At 43.7% G+C, this 18,144-nt stretch carries 18 protein-coding genes, 1 tRNA gene and 1 other annotated feature; of the genes, 16 read left to right on the forward strand and 3 right to left on the reverse strand.

Translation table 11 applies throughout. The features are described from left to right. Positions 1–25 precede the first annotated feature (25 nt). The 12 genes from sdhA to M1D94_RS06780 all read left to right on the forward strand — a co-directional run bounded on the left by sdhA (position 26) and on the right by M1D94_RS06780 (position 10,141). A complete protein-coding gene (gene sdhA, locus M1D94_RS06725; protein ID WP_003229567.1) occupies positions 26–1,786 on the forward strand; it encodes a succinate dehydrogenase flavoprotein subunit in 1,761 nt (586 codons plus the stop codon). A gap of 2 nt (positions 1,787–1,788) precedes the next feature. After that, on the forward strand, positions 1,789–2,550 hold the full coding sequence (gene sdhB, locus M1D94_RS06730) for a succinate dehydrogenase iron-sulfur subunit (protein WP_014477584.1): 762 nt from the start codon (positions 1,789–1,791) through the stop codon (positions 2,548–2,550). Between the two features lie 60 nt (positions 2,551–2,610). Next, positions 2,611–3,054, forward strand: coding sequence for an acyl-CoA thioesterase (locus M1D94_RS06735; RefSeq protein ID WP_015251520.1), 444 nt, complete (start codon positions 2,611–2,613; stop codon positions 3,052–3,054). A 115-nt stretch (positions 3,055–3,169) separates the two neighbouring features. After that, positions 3,170–3,394 (forward strand): spore germination transcription factor GerE, encoded by a 225-nt coding sequence (gene gerE, locus M1D94_RS06740; protein ID WP_003184172.1) that lies wholly within the window; start codon positions 3,170–3,172, stop codon positions 3,392–3,394. A 243-nt stretch (positions 3,395–3,637) separates the two neighbouring features. After that, positions 3,638–4,078: a MarR family winged helix-turn-helix transcriptional regulator gene (locus M1D94_RS06745; RefSeq protein ID WP_003229573.1), complete on the forward strand. Its 441-nt coding sequence runs from the start codon at positions 3,638–3,640 to the stop codon at positions 4,076–4,078. 7 nt (positions 4,079–4,085) lie between these two features. Next, positions 4,086–4,904 (forward strand): glutamate racemase, encoded by an 819-nt coding sequence (racE, locus tag M1D94_RS06750; protein ID WP_015251521.1) that lies wholly within the window; start codon positions 4,086–4,088, stop codon positions 4,902–4,904. Between the two features lie 114 nt (positions 4,905–5,018). Continuing rightward, entirely contained in the window at positions 5,019–6,119 is a 1,101-nt protein-coding gene (gene gerM, locus M1D94_RS06755; RefSeq protein WP_021480263.1) for a spore germination protein GerM, read from the forward strand. Positions 6,120–6,229: 110 nt separating this feature from the next. Further along, positions 6,230–6,967, forward strand: coding sequence for a ribonuclease PH (gene rph / locus M1D94_RS06760; protein ID WP_003246039.1), 738 nt, complete (start codon positions 6,230–6,232; stop codon positions 6,965–6,967). A 12-nt stretch (positions 6,968–6,979) separates the two neighbouring features. Further along, positions 6,980–7,576, forward strand: a complete 597-nt coding sequence (locus tag M1D94_RS06765; RefSeq protein WP_124072880.1) for an XTP/dITP diphosphatase — start codon at positions 6,980–6,982, stop codon at positions 7,574–7,576. A 15-nt stretch (positions 7,577–7,591) separates the two neighbouring features. Next, positions 7,592–8,101 (forward strand): metallophosphoesterase, encoded by a 510-nt coding sequence (locus tag M1D94_RS06770; protein ID WP_015384295.1) that lies wholly within the window; start codon positions 7,592–7,594, stop codon positions 8,099–8,101. Positions 8,102–8,230: 129 nt separating this feature from the next. Continuing rightward, positions 8,231–8,304 (forward strand) — tRNA-Arg (locus M1D94_RS06775). Positions 8,305–8,881: 577 nt separating this feature from the next. Then, complete coding sequence (locus tag M1D94_RS06780) at positions 8,882–10,141, forward strand: Kelch repeat-containing protein (RefSeq protein ID WP_249852220.1); 1,260 nt, start codon at positions 8,882–8,884, stop codon at positions 10,139–10,141. A gap of 385 nt (positions 10,142–10,526) precedes the next feature. On the opposite strand, the gene M1D94_RS06785 is transcribed toward M1D94_RS06780, so the two are convergent. The 3 genes from M1D94_RS06785 to cotQ all read right to left on the reverse strand — a co-directional run bounded on the left by M1D94_RS06785 (position 10,527) and on the right by cotQ (position 12,480). Then, positions 10,527–11,351 carry a YsnF/AvaK domain-containing protein gene (locus M1D94_RS06785; RefSeq protein WP_249852219.1) on the reverse strand — a complete coding sequence of 275 codons (825 nt, stop codon included), beginning with the start codon at positions 11,349–11,351 and terminating at the stop codon, positions 10,527–10,529. Positions 11,352–11,531: 180 nt separating this feature from the next. Then, positions 11,532–11,987, reverse strand: coding sequence for a GNAT family N-acetyltransferase (locus tag M1D94_RS06790; protein ID WP_124048032.1), 456 nt, complete (start codon positions 11,985–11,987; stop codon positions 11,532–11,534). 157 nt (positions 11,988–12,144) lie between these two features. Further along, positions 12,145–12,480 carry an inner spore coat protein CotQ gene (cotQ, locus tag M1D94_RS06795; protein ID WP_021480258.1) on the reverse strand — a complete coding sequence of 112 codons (336 nt, stop codon included), beginning with the start codon at positions 12,478–12,480 and terminating at the stop codon, positions 12,145–12,147. 445 nt (positions 12,481–12,925) lie between these two features. Further along, positions 12,926–13,170: a binding site (T-box leader), on the forward strand. 121 nt (positions 13,171–13,291) lie between these two features. Here cotQ and ilvB point away from each other — a divergent pair. The 4 genes from ilvB to M1D94_RS06815 are packed head-to-tail and all read left to right on the forward strand — an operon-like array spanning position 13,292 to position 18,126. Continuing rightward, positions 13,292–15,016, forward strand: a complete 1,725-nt coding sequence (ilvB, locus tag M1D94_RS06800) for an acetolactate synthase large subunit (protein ID WP_021480256.1) — start codon at positions 13,292–13,294, stop codon at positions 15,014–15,016. Next, positions 15,013–15,531, forward strand: a complete 519-nt coding sequence (gene ilvN, locus M1D94_RS06805) for an acetolactate synthase small subunit (RefSeq protein ID WP_004399096.1) — start codon at positions 15,013–15,015, stop codon at positions 15,529–15,531. The genes ilvB and ilvN overlap by 4 nt, the downstream gene beginning before the upstream one ends. A gap of 23 nt (positions 15,532–15,554) precedes the next feature. Continuing rightward, positions 15,555–16,583: a ketol-acid reductoisomerase gene (ilvC, locus tag M1D94_RS06810; protein ID WP_021480255.1), complete on the forward strand. Its 1,029-nt coding sequence runs from the start codon at positions 15,555–15,557 to the stop codon at positions 16,581–16,583. Beyond that, positions 16,570–18,126, forward strand: a complete 1,557-nt coding sequence (locus tag M1D94_RS06815) for a 2-isopropylmalate synthase (RefSeq protein WP_032726332.1) — start codon at positions 16,570–16,572, stop codon at positions 18,124–18,126. The genes ilvC and M1D94_RS06815 overlap by 14 nt, the downstream gene beginning before the upstream one ends. Positions 18,127–18,144: the final 18 nt, after the last annotated feature.

Consider the following 18,144-nt stretch of genomic DNA (forward strand, 5'->3'; position numbering starts at 1 on the left):
GATTACTAGAGGGAGAGGGGCTATCATGAGTCAATCAAGCATTATCGTAGTCGGCGGGGGTCTTGCCGGCCTCATGGCGACAATTAAAGCAGCGGAATCAGGAATGGCGGTTAAATTGTTTTCCATCGTTCCTGTCAAACGTTCTCATTCAGTTTGTGCGCAAGGCGGCATAAACGGAGCGGTCAATACAAAAGGGGAAGGTGACTCTCCGTGGGAACATTTTGATGACACGGTATACGGGGGAGACTTTCTTGCCAACCAGCCGCCAGTCAAGGCGATGTGTGAAGCGGCGCCTTCTATCATCCACTTATTAGACCGGATGGGCGTCATGTTTAACCGGACGCCTGAAGGCCTGCTTGATTTCCGCCGATTCGGGGGTACACAGCACCACAGAACTGCTTATGCTGGTGCGACGACGGGACAGCAGCTGCTTTACGCACTGGACGAGCAAGTGCGCAGATACGAAGTTGCGGGTCTGGTCACAAAATACGAAGGCTGGGAATTCCTTGGCGCTGTTTTAGATGATGACAGAACCTGCCGCGGAATTGTTGCACAAAACCTGACAAACATGCAAATTGAATCCTTCCGTTCAGACGCTGTCATTATGGCGACGGGGGGACCGGGGATCATTTTTGGAAAATCAACGAACTCCATGATTAATACAGGATCTGCTGCTTCAATCGTTTATCAGCAGGGAGCGTACTATGCAAACGGAGAATTCATTCAAATCCACCCGACAGCCATACCGGGCGATGACAAACTAAGACTGATGAGTGAATCAGCGCGTGGTGAAGGCGGTCGCGTGTGGACTTATAAAGACGGCAAACCGTGGTATTTCCTGGAGGAAAAATATCCGGCATACGGAAACCTGGTGCCGCGTGATATTGCGACACGCGAAATATTTGATGTGTGTGTGAACCAGAAGCTCGGCATTAACGGTGAAAACATGGTCTATCTCGATCTGTCTCATAAAGATCCGAAAGAGCTTGATATTAAGCTAGGCGGCATCATTGAGATTTATGAGAAATTCATGGGAGACGACCCGCGTAAGCTTCCAATGAAAATCTTCCCTGCGGTCCATTATTCTATGGGCGGTTTATGGGTGGATTACGATCAAATGACAAACATCCCTGGACTGTTTGCGGCTGGGGAATGTGATTATTCTATGCACGGCGGCAACCGCTTGGGAGCAAACTCCTTGCTGTCTGCGATTTACGGAGGCATGGTGGCCGGTCCGAATGCGGTGAAATATGTAAACGGCTTAGAATCTTCAGCGGAAGACATGTCTTCATCTTTATTCGACGCTCACGTTAAGAAAGAAGAAGAAAAATGGGCTGACATTATGAGTATGGACGGAACCGAAAATGCCTATGTTCTTCACAAAGAGCTCGGTGAGTGGATGACGGCGAACGTAACGGTTGTCCGCCATAATGACAAGCTTTTGAAAACGGATGACAAAATTCAGGAGTTAATGGAGCGCTTCAAAAAGATCAACATCAATGACACGACAAAATGGAGCAACCAGGGAGCGATGTTCACACGCCAGTTCTCAAACATGCTTCAGCTTGCTAGGGTGATTACCCTTGGCGCATACAACCGTAATGAAAGCCGGGGCGCCCATTACAAACCGGATTATCCTGAACGTAATGATGATGAATGGCTCAAAACAACAATGGCTAAACATGTAAGCCCGTATGAAGCGCCGGAATTTGAGTATCAGGATGTCGATGTATCACTGATAACGCCTCGGAAACGGGATTACTCGAAGAAGAAGGTGGCGAAATAATCATGAGTGAACAAAAAACCATACGATTTATTATCACACGTCAAGATACAGCCGACAGCACGCCTTACGATGAAGAATTTGAGATTCCATACCGCCCGAATCTGAACGTCATTTCCGCTCTGATGGAAATCCGCCGGAATCCGGTTAATGTCAAAGGTGAGAAGACAACCCCTGTCACATGGGATATGAACTGTCTTGAGGAAGTATGCGGCGCATGTTCAATGGTCATAAACGGAAAACCCCGCCAATCTTGCACGGCGCTTATCGACCAGCTTGAACAGCCGATCCGTTTAAAACCAATGAAAACATTCCCAGTCGTTCGTGATTTGCAGGTTGATCGCAGCAGAATGTTTGATTCATTGAAAAAAGTTAAAGCATGGATACCGATTGACGGTACGTACGATTTAGGACCAGGGCCGAGAATGCCAGAAAAACGCCGTCAATGGGCATATGAATTATCAAAATGCATGACATGCGGCGTCTGCCTCGAAGCTTGCCCGAATGTGAACAGCAAATCGAAGTTCATGGGGCCTGCACCGATGTCGCAAGTCCGCCTGTTTAACGCGCATCCGACAGGCGCTATGAATAAATCTGAACGATTAGAAGCATTAATGGATGAAGGCGGCCTTCAAGATTGCGGTAACTCGCAAAACTGTGTTCAATCCTGTCCGAAGGGGATTCCGCTTACCACTTCGATTGCAGCCTTGAATAGAGATACAAACTTACAAGCGTTCCGCAATTTCTTCGGAAGCGACAGAGTATAAGAAGAAAAAACCTCTTCCGCATGGGAGAGGTTTTTTTAAACAATAAGGAGATGAAAAAAGATGAAGCTTCCCGCTTATATTGATATGCCGTTTCAAGAATGGAAAACATCCTTTTCTTTTTTTAATGAGGTATCCGTAAGATTTTCCGAGACAGACATGTTTGGGCATATGAATAATGTAACCCCTTTTATATATTTTGAGGAGGCGCGGATTTCTTATTTTAAAAAGCTGAATATGATGAGTGAAAACAAACAGACCATGACAGTCGTGGCAAGCCAGCAATGCGATTATTTGCGCCAAGTCATGCCTTATGAAGAATTGCGCATCTATGTGAAAACAAGCGCAGTCGGCAGTTCATCTCTTACCTTGCACTATCTCGGAGAGAACCTCGAAGGCGAACCCTGCTTCACCGGGGCAGTCGTGATGGTTCAAGTCTCAAAGGAAAGCGGCAAAGCTGTCAGCTGGACAGATGAGGAGAAAGAAACGCTTCTTCATACACGATAAACTAATTATCTTGTAAACGTCACCTCCTGCGCCCTTCTTACATATGATATCTCGACTATATCAAAACCCATTCGTTTCTGATTCGCTCTCACCTTAGCAAGGAGGGTTACAATACTTGAAGGAGAAAGAATTTCAATCGAAGCCGCTGCTAACGAAAAGAGAAAGAGAAGTGTTCGAATTGCTCGTTCAAGATAAGACAACAAAGGAGATTGCAAGCGAGCTATTTATCAGTGAGAAAACCGTTCGAAACCATATTTCAAATGCCATGCAGAAATTGGGTGTGAAAGGGCGTTCGCAAGCCGTTGTTGAGCTTCTTAGAATGGGTGAGCTAGAGCTTTAATCCTTGCCGGTATTCCTTCTTTTGGAAGGAGCCGGTTATTGCTGTTTGTTTGGAACATTCGAAACCATATTTGGAATGCTGTGCAAAACGTAGGCAAGTCATAAATTAAATTTTATTTCTTGATGTTGTTTGACTAAAGTCCTCTATTTCTCTCCTGCGAGTCTTGCATTTTCTTCAAAAAAGAAGGAAAATAGACACGGAACGCTTTTGTGCGTAAGAGATCCTTGAGTGAGGGATGGACAAATGACATCAAAACCTTTGGAGCATGTTGCGGATATTGAAAAGTCACTCCGCCACATTGCCGCGATCATTAAGCAAAAAGGACGAGAAATCCTTAACCAATATGCGATTACGCCGCCGCAATTTGTCGGCTTGCAATGGCTTTATGAATTAGGAGATATGACAATCGGTGAATTATCGGGCAAAATGTATCTGGCATGCAGCACGACAACGGACTTAATCGACCGCATGCAAAAAAATGAGCTTGTTGAGCGGGTCAAGGACCCGGCGGACAGACGTGTTGTCCGGATACATCTGCTGCCTGAAGGAGAACGGATTATCCAAGAGGTCATTACAAAAAGACAGGAATATCTGCGTGATATGTTCGAATCGTTTACAGATGAAGAAATAGCCATCTTCGAAAAATCTTTGATGAAACTGCAGCATGAAATGAAGAGAAAATGAGGCGATTTTGTTGGAACAACCAATAGGAGTCATTGATTCCGGGGTTGGCGGTTTAACCGTTGCGAAGGAAATCATGAGACAGCTACCTAAAGAAAATATTATCTACGTCGGGGATACGAAACGGTGTCCTTATGGGCCGCGCCCTGAAGAAGAGGTGCTTCAATATACGTGGGAGCTGACGAATTATTTACTCGAAAACCACCACATCAAAATGCTGGTGATCGCCTGTAATACAGCAACAGCGATCGCATTGGATGACATCCAGCGAAGCGTCGGTATACCGGTGGTCGGAGTGATCCAGCCTGGTGCGAGAGCAGCGATAAAAGTGACGGATAATCAGCATATCGGTGTCATCGGCACAGAGAATACGATTAAGAGCAATGCATACGAAGAGGCGCTTTTGGCATTAAACCCTGATCTGAAGGTTGAAAACCTTGCCTGCCCGCTGCTTGTGCCTTTTGTGGAAAGCGGGAAGTTTCTCGACAAAACAGCAGACGAGATTGTCAAAACCTCGCTGTATCCGTTAAAAGATACATCGATTGATTCGCTGATTTTAGGCTGCACCCACTATCCCATTTTGAAAGAAGCCATTCAAAGATATATGGGAGAACACGTTAACATTATTTCGTCCGGCGATGAAACAGCCCGGGAAGTCAGCACGATTCTCTCGTATAAAGGGCTGCTGAACCAGTCTGCGAATGCCCCGGATCATCAGTTCTTGACAACAGGAGCGCGTGATCAGTTTGCGAAAATCGCAGACGATTGGTTTGGCCATGAGGTGGGCCATGTGGAATGCATCTCACTGCAAGAACCGATTAGAAGATAGTTTTCCCCGCAACGTTATGTTGCGGGTTTTTTTCTGTTTTGCCGGAATTCTTCGGTCTATTTCCTAAAGAGGCTCGTATACATAATAGTACAAACATCCTTAGGAGGGAAAAGTATGCTGAAAAAAGGACCTGCAGTCATTGGTGCCACTTGTCTCACCTCTGCCTTGCTTTTATCCGGATGCGGTTTGTTTCAATCTGATAAGGCAGCCGAGGAAATTGATCCGCCTCAAGACGTTACATTCGTGAACGATGAAGCGGGTGCCAATTCAAATACAACAGCAGCCAAAAAAACAGAAAGTGAAAAAAGCGATACCGCAAAAGCGGATCAGGCCTCATCTACTGTCATGAGGGAGCTTTATCTCATTGATAAAAACGGGTATGTTGTTGCGCAAACGCTGCCTCTTCCTAAAAGTGAGAGCACGGCTAAGCAGGCGCTTGAATACCTCGTACAGGGCGGGCCTGTGTCAGAAATTCTTCCGAATGGCTTCAGAGCGGTATTGCCGGCTGACACAACTGTTAACGTTGACATCAAAAAAGATGGAACCGCGATAGCTGATTTCTCTAATGAGTTCAAAAATTATAAGAAAGAAGACGAACAGAAAATCGTTCAGTCTGTGACGTGGACGCTGACGCAATTTAGTTCGATAGATAAAGTGAAGCTGAGAATAAACGGGCATGAACTGAAGGAGATGCCTGTAGGAGGGACACCGATCTCAGATGATTTAAGCCGCAAAGACGGCATTAATTTGGAGACAGCCGGTGTAAATGATCTCACTGCTACCCATCCGCTGACAGTCTACTATTTGGCGGAAAATGAAGACAGTGAATACTACGTGCCGGTGACGAAACGAATCGACAATTCGGAAAAAGACGACATCACAGCAGCCATTAATGAATTGGCTAAAGGCCCAAGCAAGGTGAGCGGGCTGTTAACAGACTTCAGTGAAGATGTAAAGCTGGTCAGCAAACCGAAAATCAAAGACGGGCGCGTGACGTTGGATTTCAATCAATCTATATTCGGCAGCGCCGATGAGAAGACGAAAATGATTTCTTCAGAAGTGCTGAACAGCATTGTGCTCACGTTAACGGAGCAGCCGGATATAAAAGGCGTGTCTGTTAAAGTGAACGGAAAATCAGAGCTGGTAAATGAAAAAGGCGAAAAGCTCACAGAACCGGTCTCCAGACCATCTCAAGTGAATACGGGTAGTTTTTAAATTGGGATTTTTGATATACTAGAAAGAAAGAGGTTAGCGTTCCGGCTGCCTCTTTCTTTATTCAATTCCGGGACAAAAATGGTTTATGTACATACAATCGGAGGTAAAACATGAGACATGACGGAAGACAACACGATGAGCTGCGTCCAATCACATTCGATCTGGATTTTATCAGCCATCCGGAAGGTTCTGTTCTAATAACAGCGGGAAATACTAAGGTAATCTGCAACGCGTCTGTTGAGGACCGCGTACCGCCGTTTTTGCGGGGCGGAGGGAAAGGCTGGATTACAGCAGAGTACAGCATGCTGCCGCGGGCAACAAACCAAAGAACAATCAGAGAATCTTCTAAGGGGAAAATTTCCGGCAGAACAATGGAGATCCAACGCCTGATCGGCCGCGCGCTTCGAGCTGTTGTAGATCTGGAAAAGCTCGGTGAACGGACGATTTGGATTGACTGTGATGTCATTCAAGCTGATGGAGGAACTAGAACAGCTTCCATTACAGGCGCATTTCTTGCTATGGCGATTGCGATTGGCAAGCTGATCAAAGCAGGAACAATCAAGACAAATCCGATCACTGATTTTCTTGCTGCAATCTCTGTTGGAATTGATAAGGAACAGGGAATTTTGTTAGATTTAAATTATGAAGAAGATTCCTCGGCTGAAGTTGACATGAATGTCATCATGACAGGCAGCGGCCGTTTTGTGGAACTGCAGGGAACCGGGGAAGAGGCGACTTTTTCAAGGGAGGATCTGAACGGTCTTCTGGGTCTTGCGGAAAAAGGAATTCAAGAGCTGATTGACAAGCAAAAAGAAGTGCTGGGTGATTCTCTGCCAGAACTGAAATAAAGACAGAAAGGCTTGATCATCATGAAAGAAGCAATTATTGCGACACATAATCCGGGAAAAGTGAAGGAATTCAAAGAAATTCTTGAGCCAAGAGGCTATGATGTCAAATCTTTAGCTGAAATTGGATTCACAGAAGAAATTGAAGAAACAGGCCATACATTTGAAGAAAATGCCATTCTGAAAGCGGAAGCTGTTGCCAAAGCAGTGAACAAAATGGTGATTGCGGACGACTCCGGTCTATCCATCGATAATCTTGGCGGCAGACCCGGGGTTTATTCAGCCCGCTATGCAGGGGAACAGAAAGACGACCAGGCAAATATCGAAAAAGTGCTCAGCGAGCTGAAAGGTATCGAAAAAGAACAGCGCACCGCCCGTTTCCGCTGCGCACTGGCCGTGAGTATTCCCGGTGAGGAAACAAAAACAGTCGAAGGCCATGTTGAAGGGTATATTGCCGAAGAACCGAGAGGAGAATATGGCTTTGGCTATGACCCAATCTTTATCGTGAAAGATAAAGATAAGACAATGGCTGAACTGACAAGTGTTGAAAAAAATAAAATCAGCCATAGGGCTGACGCGCTTAAAAAGCTATCTAAGCTTTTGGAGGCATAAGGAGGAAGCTTGTACATGAACGTGCTGATTATCAGTGACAGCCATGGGCTTGAAGAAGAACTCCAAACCATTGCGAAACGGCATGAGGCAGAAGTTGATCTCATGATTCATTGCGGGGACTCTGAGCTTGAAACGAGGCATCCTGCATTGGAGCCTTATGCGGTTGTAAAAGGCAATTGCGATTTTGCCGGCGATTTTAAGGACGAGCTTCTACTGACTGCCGGTTCAAGAAAAATACTGGTCACACACGGCCACCTTCACGGTATAAAACAGACCTTGTTAAACGTATACTATCGTGCAGAGGAGCTCGGAGCGGATATTATCTGCTTCGGGCATTCGCACATCGCGGGAAGCGAAGTGCTGCGGGGCAAACTGATGATTAACCCAGGCAGCATCCGGCTTCCGAGGGTGCGCAGGACAGAAAGCTATGCTATACTGACATTAGAAAATGATGCTGCGACAGTCCGTTTTTACGACCAAGCAGGCAATGAAATTGAGGATCTGCAAAACCGAGTCACACTATGAAAATGTCATGAGGAAGAAAATTTTCTTCCTCATGAAAAAAATTCTAAAAAACCGTTGACTTATTATTGCATCCCATATATAATAAATCTTGTCGCTGATAGTTAAAGCGAAAAACAAAAAACAAAACGTGTCCCAGTAGCTCAGCTGGATAGAGCAACGGCCTTCTAAGCCGTCGGTCGGGAGTTCGAATCTCTCCTGGGACGTACCAAAAAGTCTCAAACCTCTACATAGGGTTTGGGGCTTTTTTTATTTTGGTAATGGTAAAAATTCTTATGTTCAACAGAGTCAAAAACAGAGGGTGCCTTGAAAATGTTACCTAAAGAAAATGAAACTTTCAGTTCTTAACTTTGCCAAGCGAGAAACATTCGGAGATTGCATCTGTGACTCTTAAAATATTATTCCAGATGTTAAAGGGTGAAGCTTGAAGTTAAAGGGTAAAAACAATACTTTTTTTAGTAATATTGAAGTGTTGATCAAAATCATTAAATGTTTGAAAGCGATAAGGATTACTGAGGAAAGATTACACTGTGGCTCTGGGTAATTCAAATTGTTGCCTGATGTTACGCTGTCAATTACAACATCTTTTGGTGGTGATAATGGAGATCATGGATATAATTGAACAGTTTGAGTGGGGTAGGCTTAACCTTTATAAAAGAGGCCTCAAATTTAGGTAATGAGGTTGAAAAAGGATTATCGATAATTTTTCAAAAATTAAACCTTTGATAAGATGAGACGATATAATAAAACGCATTGTCTAATTTTATAAAAGGAGTGATATTTTTGAAAAAAATAATCTTGATATTTGCATTTATTCTTTGCTCAATCATGAGCCCTTTTTATCAAGTGCATGCAGCTGAAGAGGAAAAAGGCTGGGTGAGTCAGGCTGATTTACCGGAACCTAGAAGCCATGCAGCTACAGCTGTTGTCGGAGACAAAATATATGTTATTGGTGGGTACGGTAAAACTTTAGCCACAAATACTACATTTGTTTATGATTCTAAAAAAAATGAATGGTCAAAGAAATCGGATATGCCAATAAAATTAGCTGGCTCGGCCGTTGCGGTAGTTAAAGATAAGATTTATGTAATGGGGGGGAATACATATCGAACCAGTCATACTGAAAATTCTTCAAAACTATTAATTTATGATACCAAAGCTGATAAATGGGAAGAAGGAGCAGATGTCCCCAAAAAAAGCTTCTTAGGGACAGCGGTAGCTATTGATAATACCATTTATCTAATGACGCAGCAAGAAACATCTACACCTAATCATTTTGCTTATAATACCACAACAAACAAATGGGAAAATAAGGCGAATGGACAACCGAATTCAAAAGCAGCGGCATCCGCGGCAGTGAATGGAAAAATTTATTATATTGGTGGCGCGAGTGCGAATTCTGGAAGTAATACCATTTATGAGTATGACCCGGTGAAGAATTCATGGGTTAAGAAAGGGTTTTTAATTAATACTTCATATGCTTCTGCTGTAGCTTACGGCGGCAAGATTTATATAATTGGAGGCTACTTCTCAACGAATACTAACGCAACTAATTTTGTCCAAGTGTACGATCCAGTAACTAATACTACAAATACTATGGATCAAAAAATGCAGTTTGCTCGCGCCGGGGCAGGAGCTGTAGTAATAAATAATGATCTTTATGCGGTTGGAGGAGCTATAAAGAGACCTTCTGAAAGTAACTTTTTTAACTCTGTTGAAAAATACACAATTAAAAATACTTCAACTGCTCCTGATCCGGGAACTGACAACGGTAATGGAGCGAAGCCAGGCGAGGAAGCACCATCTGATGACGGCGACGCCATGCTTGTCATTACAATGGTTAACGGCTTGCAGAAAGAGTACCAGCTCTCCATGAAAGAAGTTAACGCATTTCTTAAATGGTACAAGGAGCGTGACGCTGGAGAGGGGCCAGGCTTTTATGAAATTGATGAGCATGACAACAACAAAGGGCCTTTCGAAAGTAAAAAGGACTATGTTGTGTTTAAAAATATATTGATGTATGAAGTGAATAAATACAAATAATAAACATCCATCCAATATAGTGCTTATGGATGTTTTACAGTGTCTCACTGTTGAGGAAAATGGATAGAAAGTGTGTGGAACTAACGAACGTTAGCTGGAGATATTAAGGGGAATTCAATTGATAGTACTCTTTCATATCACTTGTATTAGTAATGTGGTTCTTACCTCGTGGTATGGAGTCGAAAAAATGTTGAAAAAATGTAAAAATTATGTTGGATTTTTCTTGAAAGATACTTTCAGTCTTCAACATAGTATGGAAATAGGTTTGTAATAACTTGATAATTGAAGCTCTCACACAACTGTTTGGAACAAGCCTCTATTGGATAGATAAAGTTTTTAAAAGGCTGACCTAAAATCATGTCAGGTCAGCCTTTTGTTGATATTTTTATTTGTTATTTAACGGATCATCATCCAAGCCGTCAACTTTTCCTTCTTTATTCAGACGAGGTTCTTCTTTTTTCACAGTTTCAGAAATATGTTCATTTTCTTCAACAGTGCGTTTGCCGACAACCACTTCATCAGTGACAACCGGTTTTTTAGTCACTTCCAGCTTTTCCTCAACGATTGGCACTCTGATCTCTTCCGAATCGTTGACGGGAGCAGCGTCCGTTTTATTTTCATCCACTGGACGGCGTTCGACATAAATTTCATCATGTCTCACCGGGATGTCCATATCTCTTTTTTCTGTTTTCACTTCTTTTCCTATTTCTACTTCGCCGGTTTGAACGTCTTCCTTATCGACTTTCAGCTGTTCTTCCCGGAGCGGCATCGTTTTTTCTTCTTTCGTTGTATAATCCGCCACTTCATTTGCGCTTGAAAAGCCGCCTGAAAGGGCATTGCCGTTATCAATAGGAGCATTTACATCTGCATCTGTATCGACGGCTACCAGAAGTTTTCCGTCATCCAAATCTTCTTGATACTTGTCTATTTCATCAGTTTTAATATCCAAGTCGGATAATGCTTTGCTGTGTGTAGCAGTATCATCCATTGTGAAATAATCTTTCAGTTTATCGAAAAAAGATTCAGATTCGTCCTGATGTGCATCGATAGCTTGATTGACTTCTGTTCCTGTACGTGACTCCAAATAATCTGTATCTCGCCGGCTTGTCACAACAGAAATGTCATCAGAATCATAGCCTTTTGTGAGTAAGCCTTCAATCGCTGCGATGGTTTCCTGCGGAGTTTCGTATACACCAACTATGCTTTTCATATCAATCTCCTCCTTTATGAATTTGCATGATATCGTTCATGTCGTTTGTAATTCCCGCTGTTCTTTGAATTAAACAAAATTGAAAACATTGGCGTGTACATAAAGGTGAAATGTGTGAATTTAAAAAAAGATAGATAAGACAGACCTTCCCCTGCACTTATCTATCCTTATAAAGCCGTCTCACAATTCCTTCGTCATAAACACACTGTTTGGATCTTCAACATAGTCTGCAAACGGTTCACAGTACTGAAAATCGAAGCTTTCATACAACTTTCTTGCCGGCTCAAATGAAGCCATTGAACCCGTTTCTAAGCTTAACCGCTCATAGCCTCGCTTCTCGGCTTCTTCAATGATATGCTGGAGAACTTGTTTGGCAACGCCTTTTCTTAAATGTGATGCAGATGTTCGCATTGATTTGACTTCTCCGTGCCAGCTGTCCAGTTCTTTTAGCGCTCCGCAACCGGCTAGTTCATCACCCTCCCATGCACTCCAAAATGTTATTCCAGGCCCTCTTAGTTTTTCTAAACCTAAGGCATGAATGCTTTCTGGTGGGGACATAAGCGTCATGCTATGTAAATGCTCATTTACAAGTGAGACCACCTGACGTTCAGTTAAATCGTCTATTTTTATATGCAATTTTATACCTCCTCAAACATTCATCTTAATCATATTTCCTCCTGAACCCAACTATAAAGGCAGAAAATCTGTCAGTTTTGAAGAAATGTATGAGTTGCAAAAGATGCTTGAAAGCAAAAAAAGAGGCCGAAATCGTGTTCGGCCCTTGCAGTTTTCTTTAATATCTAAAGCCTCCATGCACACCGGCTGTTCCGCTAAAACCGCCGACATGTGTCGCCGGAATACTGAACCCGCCGCTATGGCCGCTGAAGCCAGTGCCTGAAAATTGCTGCCCGAAAAAATCTGAAGTGTATGGATAAGAGGAGTACATAGCAGAGGGAGTGGTTAACGGGCTATATGCCTGGCTGAACGGCTGTCCGTATCCGTAGCCTCCAAATGGCTGATGGCTTTGCTGGTAAAAGGAAGGGACAGCAGGATAATGATGCTGCGGAAAGCTCGGGAAGCTTGGAAAGCCTGCAGGGAATCCTTGCATGTCTGCTAATGATTTATTCATCGTATCACCTTTTCTTTGCAAGATACCATTAATGTATGCCGGGGAATAATAGGGGTGCCTATCCGAAATTGAAATGGATTGCAGATGATCTGTCAGACTCAATCCATATACGAACCATAGCGTGTTATAAAATCTTACATGTTTATATAAAATTAAATAATTCTGGTGTATTCTTGATAGATTAATAAAAAAATTATAAAAACTTTTAACATTTGCAATTCCTTTTGTACCAATAATGAAAGCGTATACAATATAGATTGATTAATCAAAATTGTCTAATAATTTTAAAAAATGCTGTTGACACTGCGTCCAAAGCGGCGTAATATGAGTTCAACAAAAGATAAACGCAAGCTTCACAAGCGAAAATCATCGCAGTATGATTCTAAAAAAATGAAAAACAAACGACCTTCTTGAACAGCTGGAAAGCCGTTCCGAAGGCTGAATATGAAAAGCGCAGATGAGGATAAGTAGCCTTGAAAAAGCTTTCCACAGAGAACCGGGTTAGCTGAGAACCGGCGAAGCTTTACAAGGTGAACTCGCCTCAGAGTGCCAGTCTGAAATGACAGTAGGACTTGGCCGGGTGAACTTGATTCACTCGTTACTAAAGCGGATAGAAATATCCATGAGACGGCCAACTAAGGCCGTAAACAAGGGTGGTACCGCGGAAAGAAAAGCCTTTTCGCCCCTTTTAGCTATCGCAGTTACTGCGCGGCTGATTGTGGGCGGAAGGGCTTTTTTTATTGAATAATCAGCTATCTAGCTAATGAAAAGATGATCTTTAAAGGATGAAAATCCAAAAGGAGGAACTAAAATGGGGACTAATGTACAGGTGGATTCAGCATCTGCCAAATGTACACAGACGATGAGCGGAGCATTAATGCTGATTGAATCATTAAAAAAAGAGAAAGTAGAAATGATCTTCGGTTATCCGGGCGGGGCTGTGCTTCCGATTTACGATAAGCTATACAATTCAGGGTTGGTACATATCCTTCCCCGTCACGAACAAGGAGCAATTCATGCAGCGGAGGGATACGCAAGGGTCTCCGGAAAACCGGGTGTCGTCATTGCCACGTCAGGGCCGGGAGCGACAAACCTTGTTACAGGCCTTGCTGATGCCATGATTGATTCATTGCCGTTAGTCGTCTTTACAGGGCAGGTAGCAACCTCTGTAATCGGGAGCGATGCATTTCAGGAAGCAGACATTTTAGGGATTACGATGCCAGTAACAAAACACAGCTACCAGGTTCGCCAGCCGGAAGATCTGCCGCGCATCATTAAAGAAGCGTTCCATATTGCAACAACTGGAAGACCCGGACCTGTATTGATTGATATTCCGAAAGATGTAGCAACAATTGAAGGAGAATTCAGCTACGATCATGAGATGAATCTCCCGGGATACCAGCCGACAACAGAGCCAAATTATTTGCAGATCCGCAAGCTTGTGGAAGCCGTGAGCAGTGCGAAAAAACCGGTGATCCTGGCGGGTGCGGGCGTACTGCACGGAAAAGCGTCAGAAGAATTAAAAAATTATGCTGAACAGCAGCAAATCCCTGTGGCACACACCCTTTTGGGGCTCGGAGGCTTCCCGGCTGACCATCCGCTTTTCCTAGGGATGGCGGGAATGCACGGTACTTATACAGCCAATATGGCCCTTCATGAATGTGATCTATTAATCAGTATCGGCGCCCGTTTTGATGACCGTGTCACAGGAAACCTGAAACACTTTGCCAGAAACGCAAAGATAGCCCACATCGATATCGATCCAGCTGAAATCGGAAAAATCATGAAAACACAGATTCCTGTAGTCGGAGACAGCAAAATTGTCCTGCAGGAGCTGATCAAACAAGACGGCAAACAAAGCGATTCAAGCGAATGGAAAAAACAGCTCGCAGAATGGAAAGAAGAGTATCCGCTCTGGTATGTAGATAATGAAGAAGAAGGTTTTAAACCTCAGAAATTGATTGAATATATTCATCAATTTACAAAAGGAGAGGCCATTGTCGCAACAGATGTAGGCCAGCATCAAATGTGGTCAGCGCAATTTTATCCGTTCCAAAAAGCAGATAAATGGGTCACGTCAGGCGGACTTGGAACGATGGGATTCGGTCTTCCGGCGGCGATCGGCGCACAGCTGGCCGAAAAAGATGCTACTGTTGTCGCGGTTGTCGGAGACGGCGGATTCCAAATGACGCTTCAAGAACTCGATGTTATTCGCGAATTAAATCTTCCGGTCAAGGTAGTGATTTTAAATAACGCTTGTCTCGGAATGGTCAGACAGTGGCAGGAAATTTTCTATGAAGAACGTTATTCAGAATCTAAATTCGCTTCTCAGCCTGACTTCGTCAAATTGTCCGAAGCATACGGCATTAAAGGCATCAGAATTTCATCAGAAGCGGAAGCAAAGGTAAAGCTGGAAGAGGCATTAACATCAAGAGAACCTGTTGTCATTGACGTGCGGGTTGCCAGCGAAGAAAAAGTATTCCCGATGGTGGCTCCGGGGAAAGGGCTGCATGAAATGGTGGGGGTGAAACCTTGAAAAGAATTATCACATTGACTGTGGTGAACCGCTCCGGGGTGTTAAACCGGATCACCGGTCTATTCACAAAAAGGCATTACAACATTGAAAGCATTACAGTTGGACACACAGAAACAGCCGGCGTTTCCAGAATCACCTTCGTCGTTCATGTTGAAGGTGAAAATGATGTTGAACAGTTAACGAAACAGCTCAACAAACAGATTGATGTACTGAAAGTCACAGACATCACAAATCAATCGATTGTCCAGAGGGAGCTGGCCTTAATCAAGGTTGTCTCCGCACCTTCAACGAGAACAGAGATTAATGGAATCATAGAACCGTTTAGAGCCTCTGTCGTTGATGTCAGCAGAGACAGCATCGTTGTTCAGGTGACGGGTGAATCTAACAAAATTGAAGCGCTTATTGAGTTATTAAAACCTTATGGCATTAAAGAAATCGCGAGAACAGGTACAACGGCTTTTGCGAGGGGAACCCAGCAAAAGGCGTCATCCAATAAAACAATATCTATTGTATAAAACATAACAAGGGAGAGATTAAAATGGTAAAAGTATATTATAACGGTGATATCAAAGAGAACGTATTGGCTGGAAAAACAGTAGCGGTTATCGGGTACGGTTCGCAAGGCCACGCACATGCCCTGAACCTTAAAGAAAGCGGAGTAGACGTTATCGTCGGTGTTAGACCAGGAAAATCTTTCACTCAAGCCCAAGAAGACGGACATAAAGTATTTTCAGTAAAAGAAGCGGCAGCCCAAGCGGAAATCATCATGGTTCTGCTTCCGGATGAACAGCAGCAAAAAGTATACGAAGCTGAAATCAAAGATGAATTGACAGCAGGAAAATCATTAGTATTCGCTCATGGATTTAACGTGCATTTCCATCAAATTGTTCCTCCGGCGGATGTAGATGTATTCTTAGTGGCACCTAAAGGCCCGGGACACTTGGTAAGAAGAACATATGAGCAAGGAGCCGGCGTACCTGCATTGTTCGCAATCTATCAAGATGTGACTGGAGAAGCAAGAGACAAAGCCCTCGCATATGCAAAAGGAATCGGCGGCGCAAGAGCGGGCGTATTAGAAACGACATTTAAAGAAGAAACAGAAACAGATTTGTTCGGTGAGCAAGCGGTTCTTTGCGGCGGATTGAGCGCGCTTGTCAAAGCCGGATTTGAAACATTAACTGAAGCAGGTTATCAGCCAGAACTTGCATACTTCGAGTGTCTTCATGAGCTGAAATTAATCGTAGACCTTATGTACGAAGAAGGACTTGCAGGAATGAGATATTCAATCTCTGACACAGCACAGTGGGGAGATTTCGTATCAGGTCCTCGCGTTGTGGACGCTAAAGTAAAAGAATCTATGAAAGAAGTATTAAAAGATATCCAAAACGGTACATTCGCAAAAGAGTGGATCGTCGAAAACCAAGTAAACCGTCCTCGTTTCAACGCCATCAATGCGAGCGAGAACGAACATCAAATCGAAGTGGTGGGAAGAAAGCTTCGTGAAATGATGCCGTTTGTGAAACAAGGCAAGAAGAAGGAAGCGGTGGTCTCCGTTGCGCAAAATTAATTTTTTCGATACGACGCTTCGTGATGGTGAACAGTCCCCTGGAGTGAACTTGAATACACAGGAGAAACTTGCCATAGCTAAGCAGCTCGAAAGACTCGGGGCAGATATCATTGAAGCGGGATTTCCCGCTTCGTCCCGAGGTGACTTTTTAGCTGTTCAGGAAATCGCAAGAACCATTAAAAATTGTTCAGTAACTGGTCTGGCCCGTTGTGTAAAAGGTGATATTGATGCTGCTTGGGAAGCGTTAAAAGAAGGTTCTCACCCGAGAATTCATGTTTTTATCGCCACATCGGACATTCATTTGAAGCACAAGCTGAAAATGACACGTGAGCAAGTCATTGAAAGAGCGGTTGAAATGGTGAAATACGCAAAAGAACGTTTTCCGATTGTGCAATGGTCAGCTGAAGATGCCTGCCGCACTGAACTGCCGTTTCTAGCAGAAATCGTCGAAAAAGTGATTGACGCAGGCGCCAGTGTTATCAATCTTCCGGACACTGTCGGCTACCTGGCTCCGGCGGAATACGGAAATATCTTTAGATATATGAAGGAAAACGTTCCGAACATTCACAAAGCAAAGCTTTCAGCCCACTGTCATGATGATTTAGGAATGGCAGTCGCAAACTCTCTTGCTGCGATTGAAAACGGCGCTGATCAAATCGAATGCGCTGTGAACGGGATCGGTGAAAGAGCCGGAAACGCGGCATTAGAGGAAATTGCCGTAGCCCTCCATACCAGAAAAGATTTCTACCAAGTCGAAACAGGCATTACACTGAACGAGATTAAGAGAACAAGTGATTTAGTAAGCAAACTGACAGGCATGGCTGTCCCGCGCAACAAAGCGGTTGTTGGAGATAATGCATTTGCTCATGAATCAGGCATCCATCAGGACGGCTTTTTAAAAGAAAAATCGACTTATGAAATTATTTCACCGGAGCTTGTCGGTGTAACCGCAGATGCGCTTGTCCTAGGTAAACATTCCGGACGCCACGCATTTAAAGATCGGCTGACTGCTTTAGGATTCCAATTTGACAGTGAAGAGATTAATAAATTCTTTACGATGTTCAAAGAGTTGACTGAGAAGAAAAAAGAAATCACTGATGAGGATCTTGTTTCTCTTATTTTAGAAGAAAAAGTAACAGATCGCAAGATTGGGTATGAATTTCTTTCTCTGCAAGTACATTACGGAACAAGTCAGGTCCCTACGGCTACTCTTTCTTTGAAAAATCAAGAAAACGCAGAGCTTATTCAGGAAGCTGCAACTGGAGCTGGAAGCGTGGAAGCAATCTACAATACGCTTGAGCGCTGCATCGATAAGGACGTGGAGCTCTTAGACTACCGCATTCAGTCTAACAGAAAAGGCGAAGATGCATTTGCCCAGGTGTATGTAAGAGTTTTGGTGAACGGAAAAGAATCAGCAGGGCGGGGCATAGCGCAAGACGTATTAGAAGCATCAGCGAAAGCCTATTTGAACGCAGTCAACCGTCAATTGGTTTTCCAGTCGAATATGAGCGGATTGAAAAACCACACAGCTGTCGGATCATAAAAGAAAGGAGAACGGTTA

Source organism: Bacillus sp. JZ109 (genome assembly GCF_053903135.1).